19 protein-coding genes and 1 pseudogene are annotated in these 17602 nt (G+C 49.6%); 13 read left to right on the plus strand and 7 right to left on the minus strand.

Features of this window, described 5'->3' with window-relative positions; all coding sequences use genetic code 11:
• Window positions 1–216: 216 nt before the first annotated feature.
• The 3 genes from HV041_RS08020 to pspF form a co-directional block, all read right to left on the minus strand.
• A complete protein-coding gene (locus HV041_RS08020) occupies window positions 217–789 on the minus strand; it encodes a TetR/AcrR family transcriptional regulator (RefSeq protein WP_048211515.1) in 573 nt (190 codons plus the stop codon).
• Window positions 790–874: 85 nt separating this feature from the next.
• A complete protein-coding gene (locus HV041_RS08025; RefSeq protein ID WP_101742273.1) occupies window positions 875–1738 on the minus strand; it encodes an arginase family protein in 864 nt (287 codons plus the stop codon).
• 214 nt (window positions 1739–1952) lie between these two features.
• On the minus strand, window positions 1953–2942 hold the full coding sequence (gene pspF, locus HV041_RS08030; protein WP_161958607.1) for a phage shock protein operon transcriptional activator: 990 nt from the start codon (window positions 2940–2942) through the stop codon (window positions 1953–1955).
• A 155-nt stretch (window positions 2943–3097) separates the two neighbouring features.
• Here pspF and pspA point away from each other — a divergent pair, with 155 nt between their 5' ends.
• From pspA to tyrR, 8 genes are all read left to right on the plus strand, one after another.
• Window positions 3098–3766 (plus strand): phage shock protein PspA, encoded by a 669-nt coding sequence (gene pspA / locus HV041_RS08035; RefSeq protein ID WP_003020532.1) that lies wholly within the window; start codon window positions 3098–3100, stop codon window positions 3764–3766.
• A 54-nt stretch (window positions 3767–3820) separates the two neighbouring features.
• Window positions 3821–4045, plus strand: a complete 225-nt coding sequence (pspB, locus tag HV041_RS08040; protein ID WP_048211519.1) for an envelope stress response membrane protein PspB — start codon at window positions 3821–3823, stop codon at window positions 4043–4045.
• Complete coding sequence (pspC, locus tag HV041_RS08045; protein WP_048211520.1) at window positions 4045–4404, plus strand: envelope stress response membrane protein PspC; 360 nt, start codon at window positions 4045–4047, stop codon at window positions 4402–4404. The genes pspB and pspC overlap by 1 nt, the downstream gene beginning before the upstream one ends.
• An 8-nt stretch (window positions 4405–4412) precedes the next feature.
• A complete protein-coding gene (gene pspD, locus HV041_RS08050) occupies window positions 4413–4634 on the plus strand; it encodes a phage shock protein PspD (protein WP_040230893.1) in 222 nt (73 codons plus the stop codon).
• A gap of 76 nt (window positions 4635–4710) precedes the next feature.
• Complete coding sequence (gene pspE, locus HV041_RS08055) at window positions 4711–5028, plus strand: thiosulfate sulfurtransferase PspE (protein ID WP_048211521.1); 318 nt, start codon at window positions 4711–4713, stop codon at window positions 5026–5028.
• 142 nt (window positions 5029–5170) lie between these two features.
• Window positions 5171–6568 carry a YcjX family protein gene (locus tag HV041_RS08060; protein WP_048212579.1) on the plus strand — a complete coding sequence of 466 codons (1398 nt, stop codon included), beginning with the start codon at window positions 5171–5173 and terminating at the stop codon, window positions 6566–6568.
• Window positions 6565–7626: a YcjF family protein gene (locus HV041_RS08065; RefSeq protein ID WP_121584705.1), complete on the plus strand. Its 1062-nt coding sequence runs from the start codon at window positions 6565–6567 to the stop codon at window positions 7624–7626. The genes HV041_RS08060 and HV041_RS08065 overlap by 4 nt, the downstream gene beginning before the upstream one ends.
• 146 nt (window positions 7627–7772) lie before the next feature.
• The gene (gene tyrR / locus HV041_RS08070) at window positions 7773–9317 is read left to right on the plus strand and encodes a transcriptional regulator TyrR (RefSeq protein ID WP_061067993.1); all 1545 of its coding nucleotides are present in this window, start codon (window positions 7773–7775) and stop codon (window positions 9315–9317) included.
• 52 nt (window positions 9318–9369) lie between these two features.
• On the opposite strand, the gene tpx is transcribed toward tyrR, so the two are convergent.
• The gene (tpx, locus tag HV041_RS08075) at window positions 9370–9876 is read right to left on the minus strand and encodes a thiol peroxidase (RefSeq protein ID WP_040230898.1); all 507 of its coding nucleotides are present in this window, start codon (window positions 9874–9876) and stop codon (window positions 9370–9372) included.
• Window positions 9877–9991: 115 nt separating this feature from the next.
• Between tpx and ycjG the strand changes: the two genes are divergently transcribed.
• A complete protein-coding gene (gene ycjG / locus HV041_RS08080; protein ID WP_115601986.1) occupies window positions 9992–10978 on the plus strand; it encodes an L-Ala-D/L-Glu epimerase in 987 nt (328 codons plus the stop codon).
• On the opposite strand, the gene mpaA is transcribed toward ycjG, so the two are convergent.
• Entirely contained in the window at window positions 10953–11660 is a 708-nt protein-coding gene (gene mpaA / locus HV041_RS08085; RefSeq protein WP_048211525.1) for a murein tripeptide amidase MpaA, read from the minus strand. The two genes, ycjG and mpaA, sit on opposite strands and share 26 nt — an antisense overlap.
• Window positions 11661–11844: 184 nt before the next feature.
• Between mpaA and mppA the strand changes: the two genes are divergently transcribed.
• On the plus strand, window positions 11845–13458 hold the full coding sequence (gene mppA / locus HV041_RS08090) for a murein tripeptide ABC transporter substrate-binding protein MppA (protein ID WP_121584704.1): 1614 nt from the start codon (window positions 11845–11847) through the stop codon (window positions 13456–13458).
• A gap of 1779 nt (window positions 13459–15237) precedes the next feature.
• Here the strand turns inward: mppA and HV041_RS25035 are convergent.
• Window positions 15238–15331 (minus strand): annotated as a pseudogene (locus HV041_RS25035) (SOS response-associated peptidase); the annotation flags it as partial.
• A gap of 285 nt (window positions 15332–15616) precedes the next feature.
• On the opposite strand from HV041_RS25035, the gene HV041_RS08095 reads away from it, so the two are divergent.
• On the plus strand, window positions 15617–16198 hold the full coding sequence (locus HV041_RS08095; protein WP_121584703.1) for a YrbL family protein: 582 nt from the start codon (window positions 15617–15619) through the stop codon (window positions 16196–16198).
• Between the two features lie 130 nt (window positions 16199–16328).
• Here HV041_RS08095 and HV041_RS08100 read toward each other — a convergent pair whose 3' ends face one another.
• Window positions 16329–16892: a MarR family transcriptional regulator gene (locus HV041_RS08100; protein ID WP_048211529.1), complete on the minus strand. Its 564-nt coding sequence runs from the start codon at window positions 16890–16892 to the stop codon at window positions 16329–16331.
• A 115-nt stretch (window positions 16893–17007) separates the two neighbouring features.
• Between HV041_RS08100 and HV041_RS08105 the strand changes: the two genes are divergently transcribed.
• Window positions 17008–17238: a glutaredoxin domain-containing protein gene (locus HV041_RS08105; RefSeq protein WP_048211530.1), complete on the plus strand. Its 231-nt coding sequence runs from the start codon at window positions 17008–17010 to the stop codon at window positions 17236–17238.
• Between the two features lie 68 nt (window positions 17239–17306).
• On the plus strand, window positions 17307–17576 hold the full coding sequence (locus HV041_RS08110; protein ID WP_061067988.1) for a Rho-binding antiterminator: 270 nt from the start codon (window positions 17307–17309) through the stop codon (window positions 17574–17576).
• Window positions 17577–17602 lie beyond the last annotated feature (26 nt).

Raw genomic sequence — 17602 nt, forward strand, 5'->3', positions numbered from 1 at the left:
TGTATAACGTTAGGATTTATGGCTGTGATGTCGGGCAGGAATGATGAGTGCGCAGAAATGATTTTTTGCTTTTACTCGTGGTCGGGAGTTCAGCTGCAATTCACCGACAATTGTATAAATTGATACTTTATGTATTGATTGTGTTGACGCCCGCAATGCCCACTTCTGGCGCGAAGTGGGCAGGGGAAAGATCAGAAAGCAGGCTCGGGAAGTATTTTATTTAAGCAACTTTGACATTAAATCAGGGAACGCTGGTACATCTGTTTCCAATGAGAACGCAGGGTTAATAGCCTTACGGGCAATCAGTCCGTCAATAAATGCAAACAGAATGATGGTTATCGCTTGTGGGTTAATATCCTGACGAAACTCTCCTGCGGCGATACCTTGCGCAATTATTCCCGCAATGCTTTGTCGCATGATGTTATCACTGGCGATAAACGCTTCCCTGAGTTCCGGATTGCGTGCCGATTCGGCCATGATCTCTATCCAAAGGTTGTGCGTGACAGGGTAACCGACATCGCTTATGCAAGAAACGACCTGCTTGCAAAGACGATCAAAAAACGATCCGCTACAGGGCTCATTATGGGCAGCCAGCGCAGTGTTTTGCTCTTCCAGAACGATTGCCCGAATAAGCTCATCCTTACTTTTGAAGTAAGTGTACATGGCTCCCTGGCTGATACCTGCACGCGTGGAAATTTCGCGCACGCTGGTTGCATTGAATCCTTTCTCAGCAAAACAGGCTGCGGCAGCGGTAATAAGCTTATGGTAGGTTTCAGTATTCTTTAGCATATCGACCTTTATCTTTGAATCTATGGCGAAACTTTACCGTGCTTTGAGGCCTGGAACCAGCGATGAGATTTATCGATATCTTGCGTTACTTCATGAGAGGTAATGCACTGAGCATGTTCTTCAGGTTCACCATATCCCACGGCAGATGTTCAGCAATGGTAAGCCCGACGGCCTCGGCGTTTGCAGTGGCAAGATTAACCAGTTTAAGCACCTCTTCAATAGTCAGCTTACCCTCGGCCACATCGCCAAAATCATGTTCCCCTCGGCCTGGTTTGGCGAACAAAACAGAACGGAAAAGTGACGGGTCCAGAACATCCAGATCAATATGAATCGCCAGATATTCAATGTGTTCGCGGGCAATCCATTCCATAACCTCGTTGGCACCGTTTTTGACATCATCAGGGCCAGCCGTCGCAATCCGGTGATGGGCCAGATAGTCGCTTTCGTATATCAGTGGATTGTGAATGCCGGCAATCATAATTTTTGACGGCGAAACCTTGTGTGTGACGTGATCCACTAAATCTTTATCGCCCGTGCCAATCAGTGCGCCAAGTACATGGGCATGCGCATTTGGATACTGTTCAGCCGTCTGCACGTCGGGGTGAGAGTCGATCCAAAGCACGCCCAGCTTATCACCGTACTTATTCAGCAGATGCGCGAAGGGCACCAAAGAAACCAGGCAGTCACCGCCCAATACGACAATCGCGTCGGGATCGTGTTTTTCAATACGCGTCACCGCATCGTTCAACTGTTTAAGAATCTGTGGTTTACCAGTAATGCCATCTATTACACTCAGCGGCTCGCTTTCAGGTAAAGCAACCGGAACATCCTCGACGGGGCCTTTCGCTTCAGGCGAGAGAAAGGACAACAGAAGTGATCCGAGATGATAGGGGGGATTGTTGCCTCCCTGCCACTGGGGGAAGGAAAGTCGAAGCGTTTTTTTAGCCATAATTTACCTGCTGTCAGTTTCTAAAGAGGATCCTCAAGGCGTATCCGTGTTGGTCGCCTTGTAGTGATTATGTGAATGAATGTTCATTCATTATGGGGTCAGTATGAAACTTATGCAAGATTGATGATATGTGGGAACCGTTAAACGGTACTATTTCAATGTGCTTTGTGGAGGATTTTGCACATGAAGGCGCTTAACGGTTGGTAATGCATCGCTAAATCTGGTGTTTTTTAAGCAACGCGCGGAGCTGATGGTACGTCAGCCCAAGCAGTTCGGCGGCCTTTTTCTGGTTAAATTTTGCCTGTTGTAGGCTGGTTTGCAGAAACGTCTTTTCTTGCTGTTGCTGGAATGCGCGCAGATCCAGCGGTAACGTTGCCGCTGTAGAGTGGGTTTCCTGCTGCTGAACGTCTGTAGTGTGGCGCTTAAACGGATCTATCACTACCTCGTCCAGCGGATAATCGCTGGTACCATGTCGGTATACCGAGCGTTCAACAACGTTTTTCAATTCGCGGATATTGCCCGGCCAGCGATAGTGGAGAAGTGTTTCTCTGGCTTGTGTGCTAAAACCGGGAAACAGCGGTAATCCAATCTCGCGGCACATTTGAATCGCAAAATGTTCGGCCATCAACATGATGTCGCTTTTACGCTCCCGTAAAGGTGGAAGTTGCACGACATCAAAGGCCAGTCTATCCAACAGGTCTGCGCGGAAAGTACCTTCACTGACCATTCTCGGTAAGTCGGCATTGGTGGCACAGACCAGGCGCACGTTAACCTGCAGCGGCTGGCTACCGCCTACGCGCTCGAGCTCTCCATACTCAATAACGCGCAGCAATTTCTCCTGTACCAACATCGGTGCGGTTGCCAGTTCATCAAGAAAAAGTGTGCCACCGTCGGCGCGCTCGAAGCGGCCAGGATGGCGTTTTTGCGCTCCGGTAAAAGCGCCAGCTTCATGGCCGAAGAGTTCGGAATCGAGTAAATTTTCGTTCAGCGCCGCACAATTAAGAGAAATAAACGGTCCTTGCCAACGAGTGGAAAGGTAGTGCAGACGGTTGGCGATTAACTCTTTTCCTGTGCCACGCTCACCGATAACCAGCACGGGTTTTTCCAGGGGGGCCAGATGGGAGACTTGTTCCAGCACTTCAATGAAGCTGTTTGCTTCCCCCAGAAGAGTATCTTTGTATCCTGCCATGATGAAATTCACCATTTGTTAGTGTTATTCACCAATTTACCCTAATTATCTCGTCAGGTAAAATTAGATATTATCTTCAAAATCAATAATATAAAAAGTTGGCACGACAAGTGCATTATGGAAGCAGCAGGGCATTGCCCGATATCAGAACAGTAAGTGAGGATTACATTATGGGTATTTTTTCTCGTTTTGCCGACATCGTGAACGCCAATATTAATGCGTTGCTGGAAAAGGCCGAAGATCCGCAGAAACTGGTGCGGTTGATGATTCAGGAAATGGAAGACACGCTGGTGGAGGTGCGATCTAACTCAGCGCGTGCACTGGCAGAAAAAAAACAGCTGTCCCGCCGGATTGAACAGGCCAGTGCGCAGCAGGCGGAGTGGCAAGAAAAAGCTGAGCTGGCGCTGCGTAAAGAGAAAGAAGATCTGGCGCGTTCTGCATTAATTGAAAAGCAGAAACTGACCGATTTAATTGCCTCTCTGGAGCATGAAGTGACGCTGGTTGACGATACGCTGGCGCGGATGAAAAAAGAGATTGGTGAGCTGGAAAATAAACTCAGTGAAACCCGGGCTCGTCAGCAGGCATTGATGTTGCGTCATCAGGCGGCGAGTTCTTCTCGTGATGTCCGTCGTCAGTTGGATAGCGGCAAACTGGATGAAGCAATGGCCCGCTTCGAATCTTTTGAGCGCCGTATTGATCAGATGGAAGCGGAAGCCGAAAGCCATAACTTCGGTAAGCAAAAATCTCTGGATCAGCAATTTGCTGACCTGAAAGCAGATGATGAAATCAGCGAGCAGCTGGCGCAGCTTAAAGCCAAAATGCAGCAAGACAAGCAATAATAACATCTGGCGGTGCCCGAACGCGCCGCCGCTCATCACCTGTAAGGAGTACTCATGAGCGCGCTATTTCTGGCCATTCCGTTAACTATCTTTGTGCTGTTCGTTTTGCCGATCTGGCTGTGGCTGCATTACAGCAATCGTTCCAGCCGTGGTGAACTGTCGCAAAGCGATCAGCAACGTCTGGTAGAGCTCAACAATGATGCACAGCGTATGCGTGAACGTATTCAGGCGCTGGAAGATATCCTTGATGCCGAACATCCAAACTGGAGGGACCGCTAATGGGGGGCGTTAACCTGAACAAAAAGCTGTGGCGTATCCCGCAGCAGGGCATGGTTAAAGGGGTCTGTGCTGGTATTGCGCACTATCTTGATGTCCCCGTGAAGCTGGTAAGGATCCTGGTGGTACTGTCAGTCTTTTTTGGTCTGGCCTTTTTCACCGTAGTTGCCTATATCGTGTTGACGTTTGTGCTGGACCCAATGCCGGACAACGTCGTATCCGGCGACCAACAGCCATCAAGCGGGGAACTGCTAGATTCCGTCGATCGTGAACTGGCCGCGAGTGAAAAGCGTTTGCGTGAAATGGAGCGTTATGTGACATCGGACACCTTCACATTGCGCAGTCGTTTCCGTCAATTGTGAGGATTGAAATGAATAATCGCTGGCAACGTGCCGGGCAAAGGGTTAAGCCGGGCTTTAAAATAGCAGGCAAGCTGGTACTTTTGACTGCGCTTCGCTACGGCCCCGCAGGTGTTGCGGGGTGGGCGGTGAAATCAGTGGCCCGCCGTCCGTTAAAAATGTTGCTGGTGTTGGTACTGGAGCCATTATTGAGCAAGGTTGCCAGGAAAATTTCCCAACGCTACGGCCAGTGATAGCATGCTCGCAATATTTCCTTAAGATCAAGTATATAGTGTTAGGTGACTTTCCATCATTTAACGGAACGATACTATGTTGAAAAAAGGAGTATTCGCACTAGCGCTGGTCATCGGGATGCCGGTATTTGCGGCCGAGCACTGGATTGATGTTCGTGTTCCTGAACAATATCAGCAGGAACACCTTCAGGGGGCCATCAACATCCCTTTAAAGGATTTGCAGGCACGAATTGCGGCAGAAGTCCCTGATAAGACCGACACCGTGAAGTTGTATTGCAACTCAGGTCGTCAATCCGGGATGGCAAAAGATATGCTGACCGGGATGGGCTATACACAGGTAACCAACGAAGGCGGTATTAGCGGGATTCATCTTCCTAAAGTAGAGAATAAATAATCCGCATGCTTTCTTTTGGCTAAAGGCGACATGAATGATGTCGCCTGATTTCTTTCAGGGAGTTGATAACTCAGTATTAAACCTTATGTTTGCTCCCTGTTTGTTATAATTTCTTCGGTTCCTTCAGCATAACGGGATGGCGATGAAGCGACTTAAAAATGAACTCAACTCGCTGGTTAATCGCGGCGTAGATCGGCATCTGCGCCTGGCTGTCACCGGACTTAGCCGCAGCGGTAAAACAGCGTTTATTACCGCAATGGTAAACCAGTTACTCAATATTCATGCCGGTGCGCGCCTGCCGTTGCTCAGTTGTGTGCGTGAAGAGCGTCTGCTTGGCGTAAAGCGGGTTCCTCAGCGCGATTTTGGTATTCCGCGCTTTACCTATGATGAGGGACTGGCGCAGCTTTATGGCTCTCCGCCAACCTGGCCGACGCCAACGCGTGGCGTCAGTGAAATTCGCCTGGCGTTGCGCTACAAATCCAACGATTCTTTGCTGCGTCACTTTAAAGATACGTCCACGTTGTACCTGGAGATCGTCGATTATCCGGGGGAGTGGCTGCTCGATTTACCGATGCTGGCCCAGGATTACCTTGGCTGGTCACGGCAAATGACCGGATTATTGCAGGGCCAGCGAGGTGAATGGTCGGCCAGATGGCGGCAGCTATGCGAGGGGCTTGACCCGCTGGCGCCTGCTGACGAAAACCGTCTGGCGGAAATCGCCGCGGCGTGGACAGATTATCTGCATCAGTGCAAACAGCAGGGATTGCATTTCATTCAGCCCGGGCGCTTTGTGCTGCCGGGGGACATGGCTGGCGCACCTGCGCTGCAATTTTTCCCGTGGCCGGATGTTGATGCTTTTGGTGAGTCAAAACTGGCACAGGCGGATAAACATACCAACGCAGGTATGTTACGCGACAGGTTTAATTACTACTGCGAAAAGGTCGTGAAAGGGTTCTACAAGAATCACTTCCTGCGCTTTGATCGCCAAATTGTGCTGGTCGATTGCCTGCAACCGCTTAACAGCGGACCACAGGCGTTTAACGATATGCGACTGGCGCTGACACAACTGATGCAAAGCTTTCATTATGGTCAGCGCACGTTGTTCCGCCGGTTGTTCTCGCCGGTAATCGATAAGTTGCTGTTCGCTGCCACCAAGGCCGACCACGTTACGGTCGATCAACATGCCAATATGGTGTCGTTGTTGCAGCAATTGATTCAGGACGCCTGGCAAAATGCTGCGTTTGAAGGCATCAGTATGGACTGTCTGGGACTGGCATCGGTGCAGGCAACCACCAGCGGCCTGATTGATGTGAAGGGCGAGAAGATCCCCGCGTTGCGCGGCAATCGCCTGAGCGACGGCGAGCCGTTGACCGTCTATCCGGGAGAAGTCCCTGCGCGTTTACCTGGCCAGGCTTTTTGGGATCGCCAGGGTTTCCAGTTTGAAGCCTTTCGCCCGCAGGTCATGGATGTAGATAAACCCTTACCGCATATTCGCCTGGATGCCGCGCTGGAGTTTTTAATAGGAGATAAATTGCGATGAGCGAGCCGTTAAAACCGCGTATCGATTTCTCAGGTCCACTGGAAGTGGAACCAAACACGGCATTTAAAGCACAGAAAATGTTCAACGATACGGAGGCGCAGACTTTTTCTCCGGCGACAGTGGACGAACCACTGGAAGACGAAGGTCAGGCAGAAGCCGTTATTGATGCGGCCCTTCGCCCTAAACGCAGTCTGTGGCGCAAGATGGTGATGGGCGGGCTGGCACTGTTTGGCGTAAGCGTTGTCGCTCAGGGTGTGCAGTGGACCATGAACGCCTGGCAGACTCAGGACTGGGTCGCGCTGGGGGGCTGTGCTGCGGGTGCGCTGATTATTGGCGCAGGCGTTGGGTCGGTGGCAACCGAGTGGCGTCGGCTGTGGCGTTTGCGTCAACGCGCACACGAGCGTGATGAAGCGTGTGATCTGTTACACAGTCACGGAACCGGAAAAGGCCGCGCATTTTGTGAAAAGTTGGCACAACAGGCGGGTATCGATCAGTCTCATCCTGCGCTACAACGCTGGTATGCCTCTATCCATGAAACGCAGAATGATAGGGAAGTTGTGAGCCTGTATGCCCACCTGGTGCAGCCAGTGCTGGATGCGCAAGCACGACGTGAGATCAGTCGTTCTGCGGCGGAATCCACGCTGATGATTGCCGTCAGCCCGTTAGCGTTGGTGGATATGGCGTTTATTGCCTGGCGAAATCTGCGGTTGATTAACCGTATAGCTACGCTGTATGGCATCGAACTCGGCTATTACAGCCGCCTGCGCCTGTTTCGTCTGGTACTGTTAAATATCGCTTTTGCCGGGGCCAGCGAGTTGGTGCGGGAAGTGGGGATGGACTGGATGTCGCAGGATTTAGCGGCCCGGTTATCCACGCGTGCCGCGCAGGGTATTGGCGCGGGCTTGTTAACAGCGCGTCTGGGGATTAAAGCGATGGAGCTGTGCCGTCCATTACCGTGGATTGATGATGATAAACCGCGACTGGGGGATTTCCGCCGTCAGTTGATCGGTCAGGTGAAAGAGACCTTACAAAAGAACAAATCCCCGCGTGAAAGTTGAGTAAATACGGGTGCCGATCGTATAACTTTACGCCCCGGCGCCCAATTTTCCAGCGTGCTGTCAATATTTGTTGACAGAGTCCTTCCTGCTAACCCAATACTGGCTTATCATTTAATACATAATCCCTTGTCCAGGTGAAGGTTCCTATGCGTTTGGAAGTCTTTTGTGAAGACCGTCTTGGTCTGACCCGCGAATTGCTCGATTTACTGGTGCTGAGAAGCATTGATTTACGCGGTATCGAGATTGACCCCATCGGGCGAATTTACCTTAATTTTGCGGAGCTGGAGTTCACTAACTTCAGCAGCCTGATGGCTGAAATCCGCCGCATCGCAGGGGTAACGGACGTCCGTACCGTGCCCTGGATGCCTTCCGAACGCGAACATCTGGCGCTTAGCGCGTTGCTTGAAGCATTGCCTGAACCCGTTCTTTCTCTGGATATGAAAAGTAAAGTGGAGATGGCAAACCCGGCAAGTTGCCAGCTTTTTGCCCATCCCCAGGAGCGGATGCGCAACCACACGGCGGCACAGCTCATTAATGGGTTTAACTTCCAGCGCTGGCTGGAAAGTAATCCGCAGGATTCCCATAGTGAACATGTGGTGATTAACGGACAGAACTTCCTGATGGAAATTACGCCGGTCCATTTGCAGGGCGAAAATCAGGAGCAAATGCTGACCGGTGCCGTTGTCATGTTGCGTTCTACCCTCCGCATGGGCCGTCAATTGCAAAACATGACCACCCAGGATCTGAGCGCATTCAGCCAGATTATTGCTGTAAGCGCCAAAATGAAACACGTTGTTGAACAGGCGCGCAAGTTGGCGACGCTGAGTGCGCCGCTGCTGATCACCGGGAATACCGGTACGGGCAAAGATCTCTTTGCGCATGCCTGCCATCTGGCGAGCCCACGTGCGTCAAAACCTTATCTGGCGCTGAACTGCGCGTCTATTCCTGAAGATGCGGTAGAAAGCGAACTGTTTGGTCACGCCCCGGAAGGTAAAAAAGGGTTCTTCGAGCAGGCGAATGGCGGTTCAGTGTTGTTGGATGAGATTGGCGAAATGTCGCCGCGCATGCAGACGAAATTGCTGCGCTTCCTCAATGACGGGACGTTCCGTCGCGTGGGTGAAGATCATGAAGTTCATGTTGATGTTCGTGTAATCTGCGCGACGCAAAAGAACCTGGTGGAACTGGTGCAGAAAGGTCTTTTCCGCGAAGATCTCTATTATCGTCTGAATGTCCTGACGCTTAATCTGCCGCCGCTACGCGATTGCCCACAAGATATTATGCCACTCACAGAGCTGTTTGTGGCGCGTTTTGCCGATGAGCAGGGTGTACCGCGTCCGAAGTTGTCTGCCGATCTCAGCACGGTGCTCACCCGCTACGGCTGGCCGGGCAATGTGCGTCAGCTTAAAAATGCTATCTATCGGGCGTTAACTCAGCTTGAGGGCTATGAACTGCGTCCGCAGGATATCTTATTGCCGGATTATGATGCAGCGACAGTTGCCGTCGGAGAAGAGGTGATGGAAGGGTCGCTGGATGAGATCACCAGCCGCTTTGAACGTTCCGTGTTGACGCAGCTTTATATGAATTATCCCAGCACGCGTAAACTGGCTAAACGCCTGGGGGTTTCACATACCGCGATCGCCAATAAGTTACGCGAGTATGGTCTGAGTCAGCAGAAAAAAAACGAAGAGTAATGGTGCAAATAAAAATGCCTCCATCCGGAGGCATTTTTGTATTCAGGGCAACTTAGGCTTTCAGCACGGCCAACGCTGCATCATAGTCAGGCTCGTTGGTAATTTCATTGACCAGTTGGCTGAACACGATGTTGTCATTTTCGTCGATAACGACAACGGCACGAGCAGCCAGACCTTTCAGCGGACCTTCGGCAATTTCAACGCCGTAGTTTTTCAGGAATTCAGCGTTACGCAGGGTGGACAGCGTGATAACGTTGCTCAGACCTTCCGCGCCGCAAAAACGAGAATGGGCGAATGGCAGATCGGCTGAAATGCACAGTACGACGGTGTTGTCGATTTCTGTCGCCAGTTGGTTAAACTTACGTACTGATGCCGCGCACACGCCGGTATCGATGCTTGGGAAAATATTCAGCACTTTGCGCTTGCCTGCGAACTGGCCCAGCGTAACGTCAGACAGGTCTTTAGCCACAAGGGTAAAAGCCTGGGCTTTGCTTCCAGCCTGAGGAATAGAGCCGGCAACTGCAACCGGGTTGCCCTGGAAATGAACGGTTTGTGACATGGTTATCTTCCTGTTTACATATAGTTAACGTCAAGGCTAGTTTATGCCATCAGCAGTTAACACGGCAAACGCTATTTGCGGATATCCGCTTCAGGGACTGCATTAAGGAAAACAAATGAGATCAGTTAAGGTGTATGAGGAAGCCTGGCCGTTACACACTCCCTTTGTGATTGCCCGCGGGAGCAGGACCGAAGCGCATGTGGTGGTGGTTGAACTGGAAGAGAATGGTGTAAAGGGCGTTGGAGAATGTACGCCTTATCCTCGCTATGGCGAAAGCGATGCGTCGGTACTGGCTCAAATCATGAGTGTTGTGCCGCAACTGGAACACGGTGTGACGCGTGAAGCGCTGCAGGCATTGCTGCCCGCGGGGGCGGCGCGTAATGCCGTTGACTGTGCGCTTTGGGATCTCAATGCGCGTCAGCAACAACAGTCTCTGGCCGACTACGTTGGTACTGAACTGGATGCAACAGTAACGACCGCTCAAACCGTCGTGATCGGCACGCCGGAGCAGATGGCGGCGAGCGCGACTGCGCTATGGGATAACGGTGCCAGATTGCTGAAAGTCAAACTGGATGCACACTTAATCAGCGAAAGGATGGTTGCGATCCGGGCGGCTGTGCCTGAGGCGACAATCATTGTTGATGCTAATGAATCCTGGCGTGCTGAAGGGCTGGCCGCACGCTGCCAGTTAATGGCGGATTTAGGCGTTGCGATGCTGGAGCAGCCTCTGCCGGCTAATGATGATGCCGCGCTGGAGAATTTCGTGCATCCGCTGCCTGTCTGTGCAGATGAAAGCTGCCATACCCGCAGCAGTCTGAAAGCGCTGCATGGACGCTATGAAATGGTCAATATCAAACTCGACAAAACAGGCGGCCTGACGGAAGCGCTGGCGCTGGCGACCGAAGCACGCGAGCAGGGATTTGCACTCATGTTGGGCTGTATGTTGTGTACATCAAGGGCGATCGGCGCTGCATTGCCGCTTACGCCACAGGTCAGCTTTGCCGATCTGGATGGCCCAACGTGGCTGGCCCGAGACGTGGAGCCTGCCTTGCATTTTACAACCGGACAGCTTCATCTCAAGGATGCCAGCGCAAAAGATTAGACATTGCCAGCAGGTATTTTTCGCTCGCTTCATCCGATGAAATGGGCGGAAATTCTGCAGTAATGCAATGTAGGTTTAGATCGGCGCACCAGCTACCAAAAGAGCCCGGCGTTTCATAACCGACGCTGGTTACCAGCGGCAATTCGAACGACTGCGCCAGCCACGCGCCTAATTCGCTGTGTCTGGGATCTTCAATACAGGCCAGCGGATCGTGGAAAGAAACTACCCATGCAGGATGAATGTGGTGAATAAGTTGGCATAGTGCCTGGGTCTCAGGCTCAGATCCCGGATGATCGCCAGTCAATAACACCACATCACGCTCTTCTGCGCTGCTGTTCCAGCGATATACCGTTTCACCGGATTTCCAGTTTGCCGCCGGAAAGTTACGGTTAAGATCCACGCCGTTTGCATTTGCACGCAGACCCAACTGGCAACCGTCAGGGTTTACCGCCAGCACCACATGATGGCGACGCAGGGAGGGGTTAAGCGTACGCAATGCGCAGGAAAGGGTAACGACCGAGGAGTTTTCGTCGCCGTGCGTTCCCGCCAGTATCAGGCCGCTTTCACGATCGGCTGCCGGTGCCGGGAACCAGATTAGCGGCGCGCCCAATAGTGAACGTCCGTAATGTTCGGTTCCTGGCGGAAATGCGCCGCGCTCGGCACGGGGGCGGGTAACGGTCATAGTCATCTCTGAATGCTGGGATAGTTACTCGCAGTGTTGTGCAAAATGTATGGATAATCAAATCGTTTTCACACACTTATCTTTTCAGGTGTAATATCACTTTCCTGTCGGAAGTTAATTGCATTTCCTGCTGGCGATACAAATAATTACACATTCACTTAGTAGCCGGAATTGAGGGTATCTTATGCAGCATTCTGTTTCAGTAACCTGTTGTGCGCTGTTGGTTAGCAGCATTTCATTATCCTGGGCTGCTGATGTTCCCAGCGGGACGGTACTGGCAGAAAAGCAAGAACTGGTGCGTCACATAAAAGATGAGCCAGCGTCACTCGATCCGGCAAAAGCCGTTGGGCTTCCAGAAATTCAGGTTATTCGCGATTTATTCGAAGGGCTGGTCAACCAGAATGAAAAGGGTGAGATTATTCCCGGTGTCGCCACACAGTGGAAGAGTAATGATAACCGTATCTGGACGTTTACGTTGCGCAATAATGCGCAATGGGCCGATGGCACGCCGGTAACGGCACAGGATTTTGTCTACAGTTGGCAGCGTCTGGTTGACCCGAAAACACTATCGCCGTTTGCCTGGTTTGCCGCGCTAGCAGGGATCAACAATGCCCAGGCGATCATCGATGGCAAAGCCGCGCCCGATAAGTTAGGTGTCAGCGCGGTGGATGCGCATACCTTCAAAGTGCAGTTGGACAAACCGCTACCCTGGTTTGCCAACCTGACAGCGAGCTTTGCGTTTTATCCTGTCCAAAAAACCAATGTCGAAAGCGGTAAAGAGTGGACGAAGCCAGGCAACCTTATCGGTAACGGTGCCTATGTGCTGAAAGACCGTGTGGTTAACGAGAAACTGGAAGTTGTGCCGAATACACATTATTGGGACAACGCCAAAACGGTGCTGCAAAAAGTGACTTTCCTGCCGATTAACCAGGAGTCTGCTGCGACCAAACGCTATCTTGCTGGCGATATTGATATTACTGAGTCCTTCCCGAAAAATATGTATCAGAAGCTATTGAAGGATATTCCGGGCCAGGTGTATACGCCGCCGCAGCTTGGTACTTATTACTATGCATTTAACACGCAAAAAGGGCCGACTGCCGATTCACGCGTGCGTCTGGCGCTCAGTATGACTATCGATCGTCGTCTGATGGCGGAGAAAGTATTAGGGACTGGAGAAAAACCCGCCTGGCACTTTACGCCGGATGTGACGGCAGGATTTATCCCGGAACCTTCTCCGTTTGAACAAATGAGTCAGGAAGAGCTTAACGCCCAGGCGAAAACGCTGCTGCGTGCCGCGGGATATGGTCCGCAGAAACCGCTTAAACTCACACTGTTGTACAACACCTCTGAAAACCATCAGAAGATTGCTATCGCAGTCGCGTCGATGTGGAAGAAAAACCTTGGCGTTGACGTGAAACTGCAAAACCAGGAGTGGAAAACCTATATTGATAGTCGTAATACCGGCAACTTTGATGTTATCCGTGCCTCCTGGGTGGGCGACTACAATGAGCCTTCTACGTTCCTGTCATTATTAACATCGACCCATACGGGCAATATCTCCCGCTTTAATAATCCGACATACGATAAAGTGTTGACCCAGGCTACTCTGGAAAATACAGAGAAAGCGCGGAATGCTGATTATAATGCTGCGGAGAAAATTCTGATGGAACAGGCACCTATTGCGCCGATTTATCAGTACACCAACGGACGTTTAATTAAACCGTGGCTGAAAGGGTATCCGATTACCAACCCAGAGGATGTGGCATACAGTCGCACTATGTATATTGTTAAGCACTAATTGCGTACGTCCTCCTGTTAACCTTCGTTAACCACTTCAAAACCAGAACTGGCGCTGACTTCAGCGCCAGCATCTCCAGACAATCAGTACCAACCTCATTAAAAATAATGATAAAAATATATCTAATGAATTATTCATACTGCAGATTTCGATTTATACCGTCATTTAAATTTAATGAAATGGTATTCTTCAATAAAGAACACTGTCGGTGCTTGTAGAAATAAGGTTTAATAATTAAAGTAGTGGTGCAAAATATGAAGCTTAACTGAAAGCACCGGGGCACTTAGCTTGTACATTGTGGATAAGCAAAATATTGTCGGAACCCAACAAAGAACGGCCAGCTATATTAGCCTGCATAATCTGATGTTATATTTGAAGAAAAAACAGCCGTGCAACCCTGGCGACAGTACTTAAGGGCCGTTAATTGGCGAGCAAGATATTCGAAACTGCCGGGGGGCATGGCCCTGATATGGACGATGATTGCCATAATCTCAATGAATTAATGTTTATTAATATTATGTCATGTGTTTATGTATGTGGTTAGATTTTAGTCTGATTAAGCTACTGATGGTATCTGGCCAGGTTATCAGATTGTGACTATGGTTATTTGCAGTGTAAAAACCAATATGGATTGCATGTGGCTTAGAATTAACTTTGTTGGTACTTTGCAAGAAATTCCTACTACCTACAATGACGCCATTACCTGTTGAATCATCGGGATTTTCTCCAGGGAAGCCTTATGTAATCGGCATAGTAACCTGACCAGAGCCCAGTTATCGTAACGTTAGTATCCGTGCCAGACACATACTTAAACCTGTCTCTTCTCTGCGCGGGCATCTATTTCCTGGTGTTTCAAGGGACTACTAAACAGCAGGGAAAAGCTGTATATTTCGCAAGGTTGACATGCTCTGACTTGTAAGTGCAGTTACTAGCTTATAAACAAAGGATTATGAATGTTTTTGATTACTATTTGTTACGCACTTTTCGCTTTGTGTCTTTTTGCAACATTTTATGTCTTGATGACGTACGAAAAGCCGGGAAAATTGCACAACTGGGAAATTATAGTATTAATAATTATTTCTACATTCTGGCTTCCTGAGCTGATTATTCTGGTTTTCTCTTTTGCGCTTCTGGGACCAATGCTTTTGGGGATCAGGCATCTGCGCCGGCAGAGTGTTTCCGCCTGAATCATTGGTACCTTAACCTCGTACTGCACGAGGGGTTACGGCCAAATCTGGCCTGTGAACAGTGGGGACCGACCGGAAGATTGTTAGCGATGAATGTGACTCGCTACAGGGTTATTCTCATTATTGACGTCGAAATACCAACTCTGTACAAACGATTCCCGGCATCTGAACGATAAATTTGTGGCGTGCAGGAGTTTCAATTTTAATTGTCCGGGTGTCGTTTTCTGGCGCACAGCGGAGAGAACGCAGGTAGCGGTTATCTACGGTGTTGATGTTGCAACGATGTATAAAAATTACCTACAGGGTGAGCATAAACATCATAGTGAGTCATCTATATTTCTTGAACAGTGTTGAAGTATGGGCAGATACCGTCTCTCTGAATTGTTAATGATTTTGGGTTTATGTGAAAATAATGATTATTGTATTGCTGTGGATTTTTAATCAATTTGTTGGGAGTTAGTATGAAAGATATCCATAGTGATTTTCCCTTGCAGTGTTTAATCTGGGTATCTGACGCAACGTAGTTTGGCTCCCTAATTTTTACATTCTTGCCTGTACGTGTTACGCCCTGTCATATCAATTTTGTAACTGGCACGAAACCATCGTCTGCAATGTCCTCGGCTTCTTTCCCCTCCAACATCCGGCCTCATCCATTCACGAGCGGCCTCTGGTGGCAGCACCATAGGTCACGGTGAATGAAGCTTAGTTGAATACCTTCCGCTGTTTACCTTCGTTAACAACATCAAAAAAACAAAGCTGGCGTGGATTTCTCCAACAGTATCTCCTGGCGTTCAACCTGCTGCACATCCACCGTTACTTTGCTTCAGTACGTCACTACAAAAGTTATTTATTGGATGAATACGCTATTTGTTTAACAACCATTGAAATAGACAGATACACAATATTTTTTGGCTGAGACAACTCTTCGTTGAGGCAACCCCATTTCACGTAGGGTAAAAATAAAAAATATTATGAAACAAATACTTATATTGAAAGATGAAGACTTGCTGGCACGAGGTAACGATCGCTACGTCTTCCAGCATCCACAGGATAGTAAACTGCTGGTCAAAATCGTGATTCCAGGCATTGCGAAATATAAAAGCAAGCTACGTGAGGTCTTTCGGGACATCAAAGAATGTAAGTTGAGTCACCAAACCGACGCATTTTATATGCAAAAAATTGAAGGACTTGTTGAAACAAATAAAGGAATAGGGCAACTCACGGTTAAGGAATGTGATGAGCATGGTCACATCGCGCAAACGCTTTATCAGCTTGCCCTGAACAAAGAACTTGATGCCAGCAAATTGCAGAAGTTGAATGTTTTTTTAGCGTGGTTTGTCAGTACCGGTGTCATTATTAACTCCCTGCATTGTAAAAATATCGTCTACTCCTGGGATGCCACGCGTCAGGAATATTGTTTCAAAGTCATTGATGGTTTTGGTGACAAAACGTTTTTTCAGCTCAGTAAGTTTTCAGCGGCAATACGCGATAAAAATAAAGTCAAATGTCTCAAGCGGATGCTACGGGATCTGAACCACCTGCAACATACGTAATCCGCAGAAATTGTTGACGATATGGCGTGGGAACGCGGCTACCGTAATATCGCCGTGTCAAATGCCTGTAGCGAGTGGTTATCCTGGAAAGCGGCAACCCGGCCACATGAAGACACTATAACAGAGAAGATCATACGTCCGGGGGCTGATGCTCCCGACAAATTAACATCGAATCATCCTCGCTCAACGGTTCTTTCGTTAAATTACAAAATCCCTGACCATTTACTTTTTGGTGGAACCGACAGCTCTGGCACAGACCAAATCCCGGCACATTACTGGTGCGCTGAATGCCCCGCAGAAGTTCGAAGAGTAGCTCCTTGAGTAAACCCGCGCGTTCACCCATCGCAGATTCGCCCGTCATCAAAAATGAGGGGGGAAGCAGGGCATCCAGCAAATTTTTGGCCGACTCGGTGAGCTGCAGATGAACGCTACGCTTATCCCTGGCATCCTGCGTACGTACCACCAGTCCTTTTGATTCCAACAACTTTAGCGATTGTGACACCGTTCCTTTGGTGAGACCGAGGTAGTCCGTCACGGCGAGAGGCGTATTGGAGTAGCGGTTACAGCGTGCGAGATACATCAACGCACTGAGCTGTACTGGCTGAAGATCCGCCAGTAAAGGATGCTGGCGAAACCACATCCGCGTCAGACCAGACAGTCGGTCCAGTACGTCAAAAAGCGACATATCATGCATAACAAAATCCTCCTCGGCATATAGTATCGACTAAAAACTATATTGACAAAGCATAAAACTGGCGTAGCATAAATTATAGTATCGATTCGATACTATAATTTAAAGGAGAGGTATCATGACCAAAGCCCGTTTTTATCATGCTGGTTGCCCGGTTTGCGTTTCCGCAGAAGAAACACTGCTACAGTATCTGTCCCCGGATGTGGAAATCGAGGTTATTCATTTGGGAGAACAACCCGATCACGTTGCAGAGGCGGAGCGAATCGGAGTGAAGTCTGTTCCCGCTCTGGTAATCGACGGTAATGTGCTGCATATCAACTTTGGCGCACCTATCGAAGCGCTGAAATAGCGTCGCATGTTCGGGAAGTCGCGTGAGCTATTTCCCGAACCGGCGTGGACATAGGGAAGGGGGGATTTATGTGTGCGGCAGAAAAGTACCATCCTGTCGATTGCGATCTGCATGACTATCTGGAGATTGCCTGTCTTTATCACTATTTGCTGCGCATTGAACTGACTTCCGGGGAACACTTTGATGCCAGGGCCGTGACGACATGCACCACAGCAGACAAAGAGGAATTCTTGCTTGTGGAGTGCCATGAACACCATCATAGAATTCGCCTGGACTATCTGTCAGCCATTACCCCATTGACGGCTGGCGCCACTTTTAGCACCGTGATATTCCGTTGAATTTACACGTAAAAAGACTGCGCCAC

Source organism: Citrobacter sp. RHBSTW-00029 (assembly GCF_014104295.1).
Taxonomy (GTDB): domain Bacteria; phylum Pseudomonadota; class Gammaproteobacteria; order Enterobacterales; family Enterobacteriaceae; genus Citrobacter; species Citrobacter youngae.

Bases quoted from the DNA above. Each gene is read 5' to 3' on its own strand.
- HV041_RS08020 (WP_048211515.1), bottom strand. From the start codon at position 789: ATGCTAAAGAATACTGAAACCTACCATAAGCTTATTACCGCTGCCGCA.
- HV041_RS08025 (WP_101742273.1), bottom strand. From the start codon at position 1,738: ATGGCTAAAAAAACGCTTCGACTTTCCTTCCCCCAGTGGCAGGGAGGC.
- pspF (WP_161958607.1), bottom strand. From the start codon at position 2,942: ATGGTGAATTTCATCATGGCAGGATACAAAGATACTCTTCTGGGGGAA.
- pspA (WP_003020532.1), top strand. From the start codon at position 3,098: ATGGGTATTTTTTCTCGTTTTGCCGACATCGTGAACGCCAATATTAAT.
- pspB (WP_048211519.1), top strand. From the start codon at position 3,821: ATGAGCGCGCTATTTCTGGCCATTCCGTTAACTATCTTTGTGCTGTTC.
- pspC (WP_048211520.1), top strand. From the start codon at position 4,045: ATGGGGGGCGTTAACCTGAACAAAAAGCTGTGGCGTATCCCGCAGCAG.
- pspD (WP_040230893.1), top strand. From the start codon at position 4,413: ATGAATAATCGCTGGCAACGTGCCGGGCAAAGGGTTAAGCCGGGCTTT.
- pspE (WP_048211521.1), top strand. From the start codon at position 4,711: ATGTTGAAAAAAGGAGTATTCGCACTAGCGCTGGTCATCGGGATGCCG.
- HV041_RS08060 (WP_048212579.1), top strand. From the start codon at position 5,171: ATGAAGCGACTTAAAAATGAACTCAACTCGCTGGTTAATCGCGGCGTA.
- HV041_RS08065 (WP_121584705.1), top strand. From the start codon at position 6,565: ATGAGCGAGCCGTTAAAACCGCGTATCGATTTCTCAGGTCCACTGGAA.
- tyrR (WP_061067993.1), top strand. From the start codon at position 7,773: ATGCGTTTGGAAGTCTTTTGTGAAGACCGTCTTGGTCTGACCCGCGAA.
- tpx (WP_040230898.1), bottom strand. From the start codon at position 9,876: ATGTCACAAACCGTTCATTTCCAGGGCAACCCGGTTGCAGTTGCCGGC.
- ycjG (WP_115601986.1), top strand. From the start codon at position 9,992: ATGAGATCAGTTAAGGTGTATGAGGAAGCCTGGCCGTTACACACTCCC.
- mpaA (WP_048211525.1), bottom strand. From the start codon at position 11,660: ATGACCGTTACCCGCCCCCGTGCCGAGCGCGGCGCATTTCCGCCAGGA.
- mppA (WP_121584704.1), top strand. From the start codon at position 11,845: ATGCAGCATTCTGTTTCAGTAACCTGTTGTGCGCTGTTGGTTAGCAGC.
- HV041_RS08095 (WP_121584703.1), top strand. From the start codon at position 15,617: ATGAAACAAATACTTATATTGAAAGATGAAGACTTGCTGGCACGAGGT.
- HV041_RS08100 (WP_048211529.1), bottom strand. From the start codon at position 16,892: ATGCATGATATGTCGCTTTTTGACGTACTGGACCGACTGTCTGGTCTG.
- HV041_RS08105 (WP_048211530.1), top strand. From the start codon at position 17,008: ATGACCAAAGCCCGTTTTTATCATGCTGGTTGCCCGGTTTGCGTTTCC.
- HV041_RS08110 (WP_061067988.1), top strand. From the start codon at position 17,307: ATGTGTGCGGCAGAAAAGTACCATCCTGTCGATTGCGATCTGCATGAC.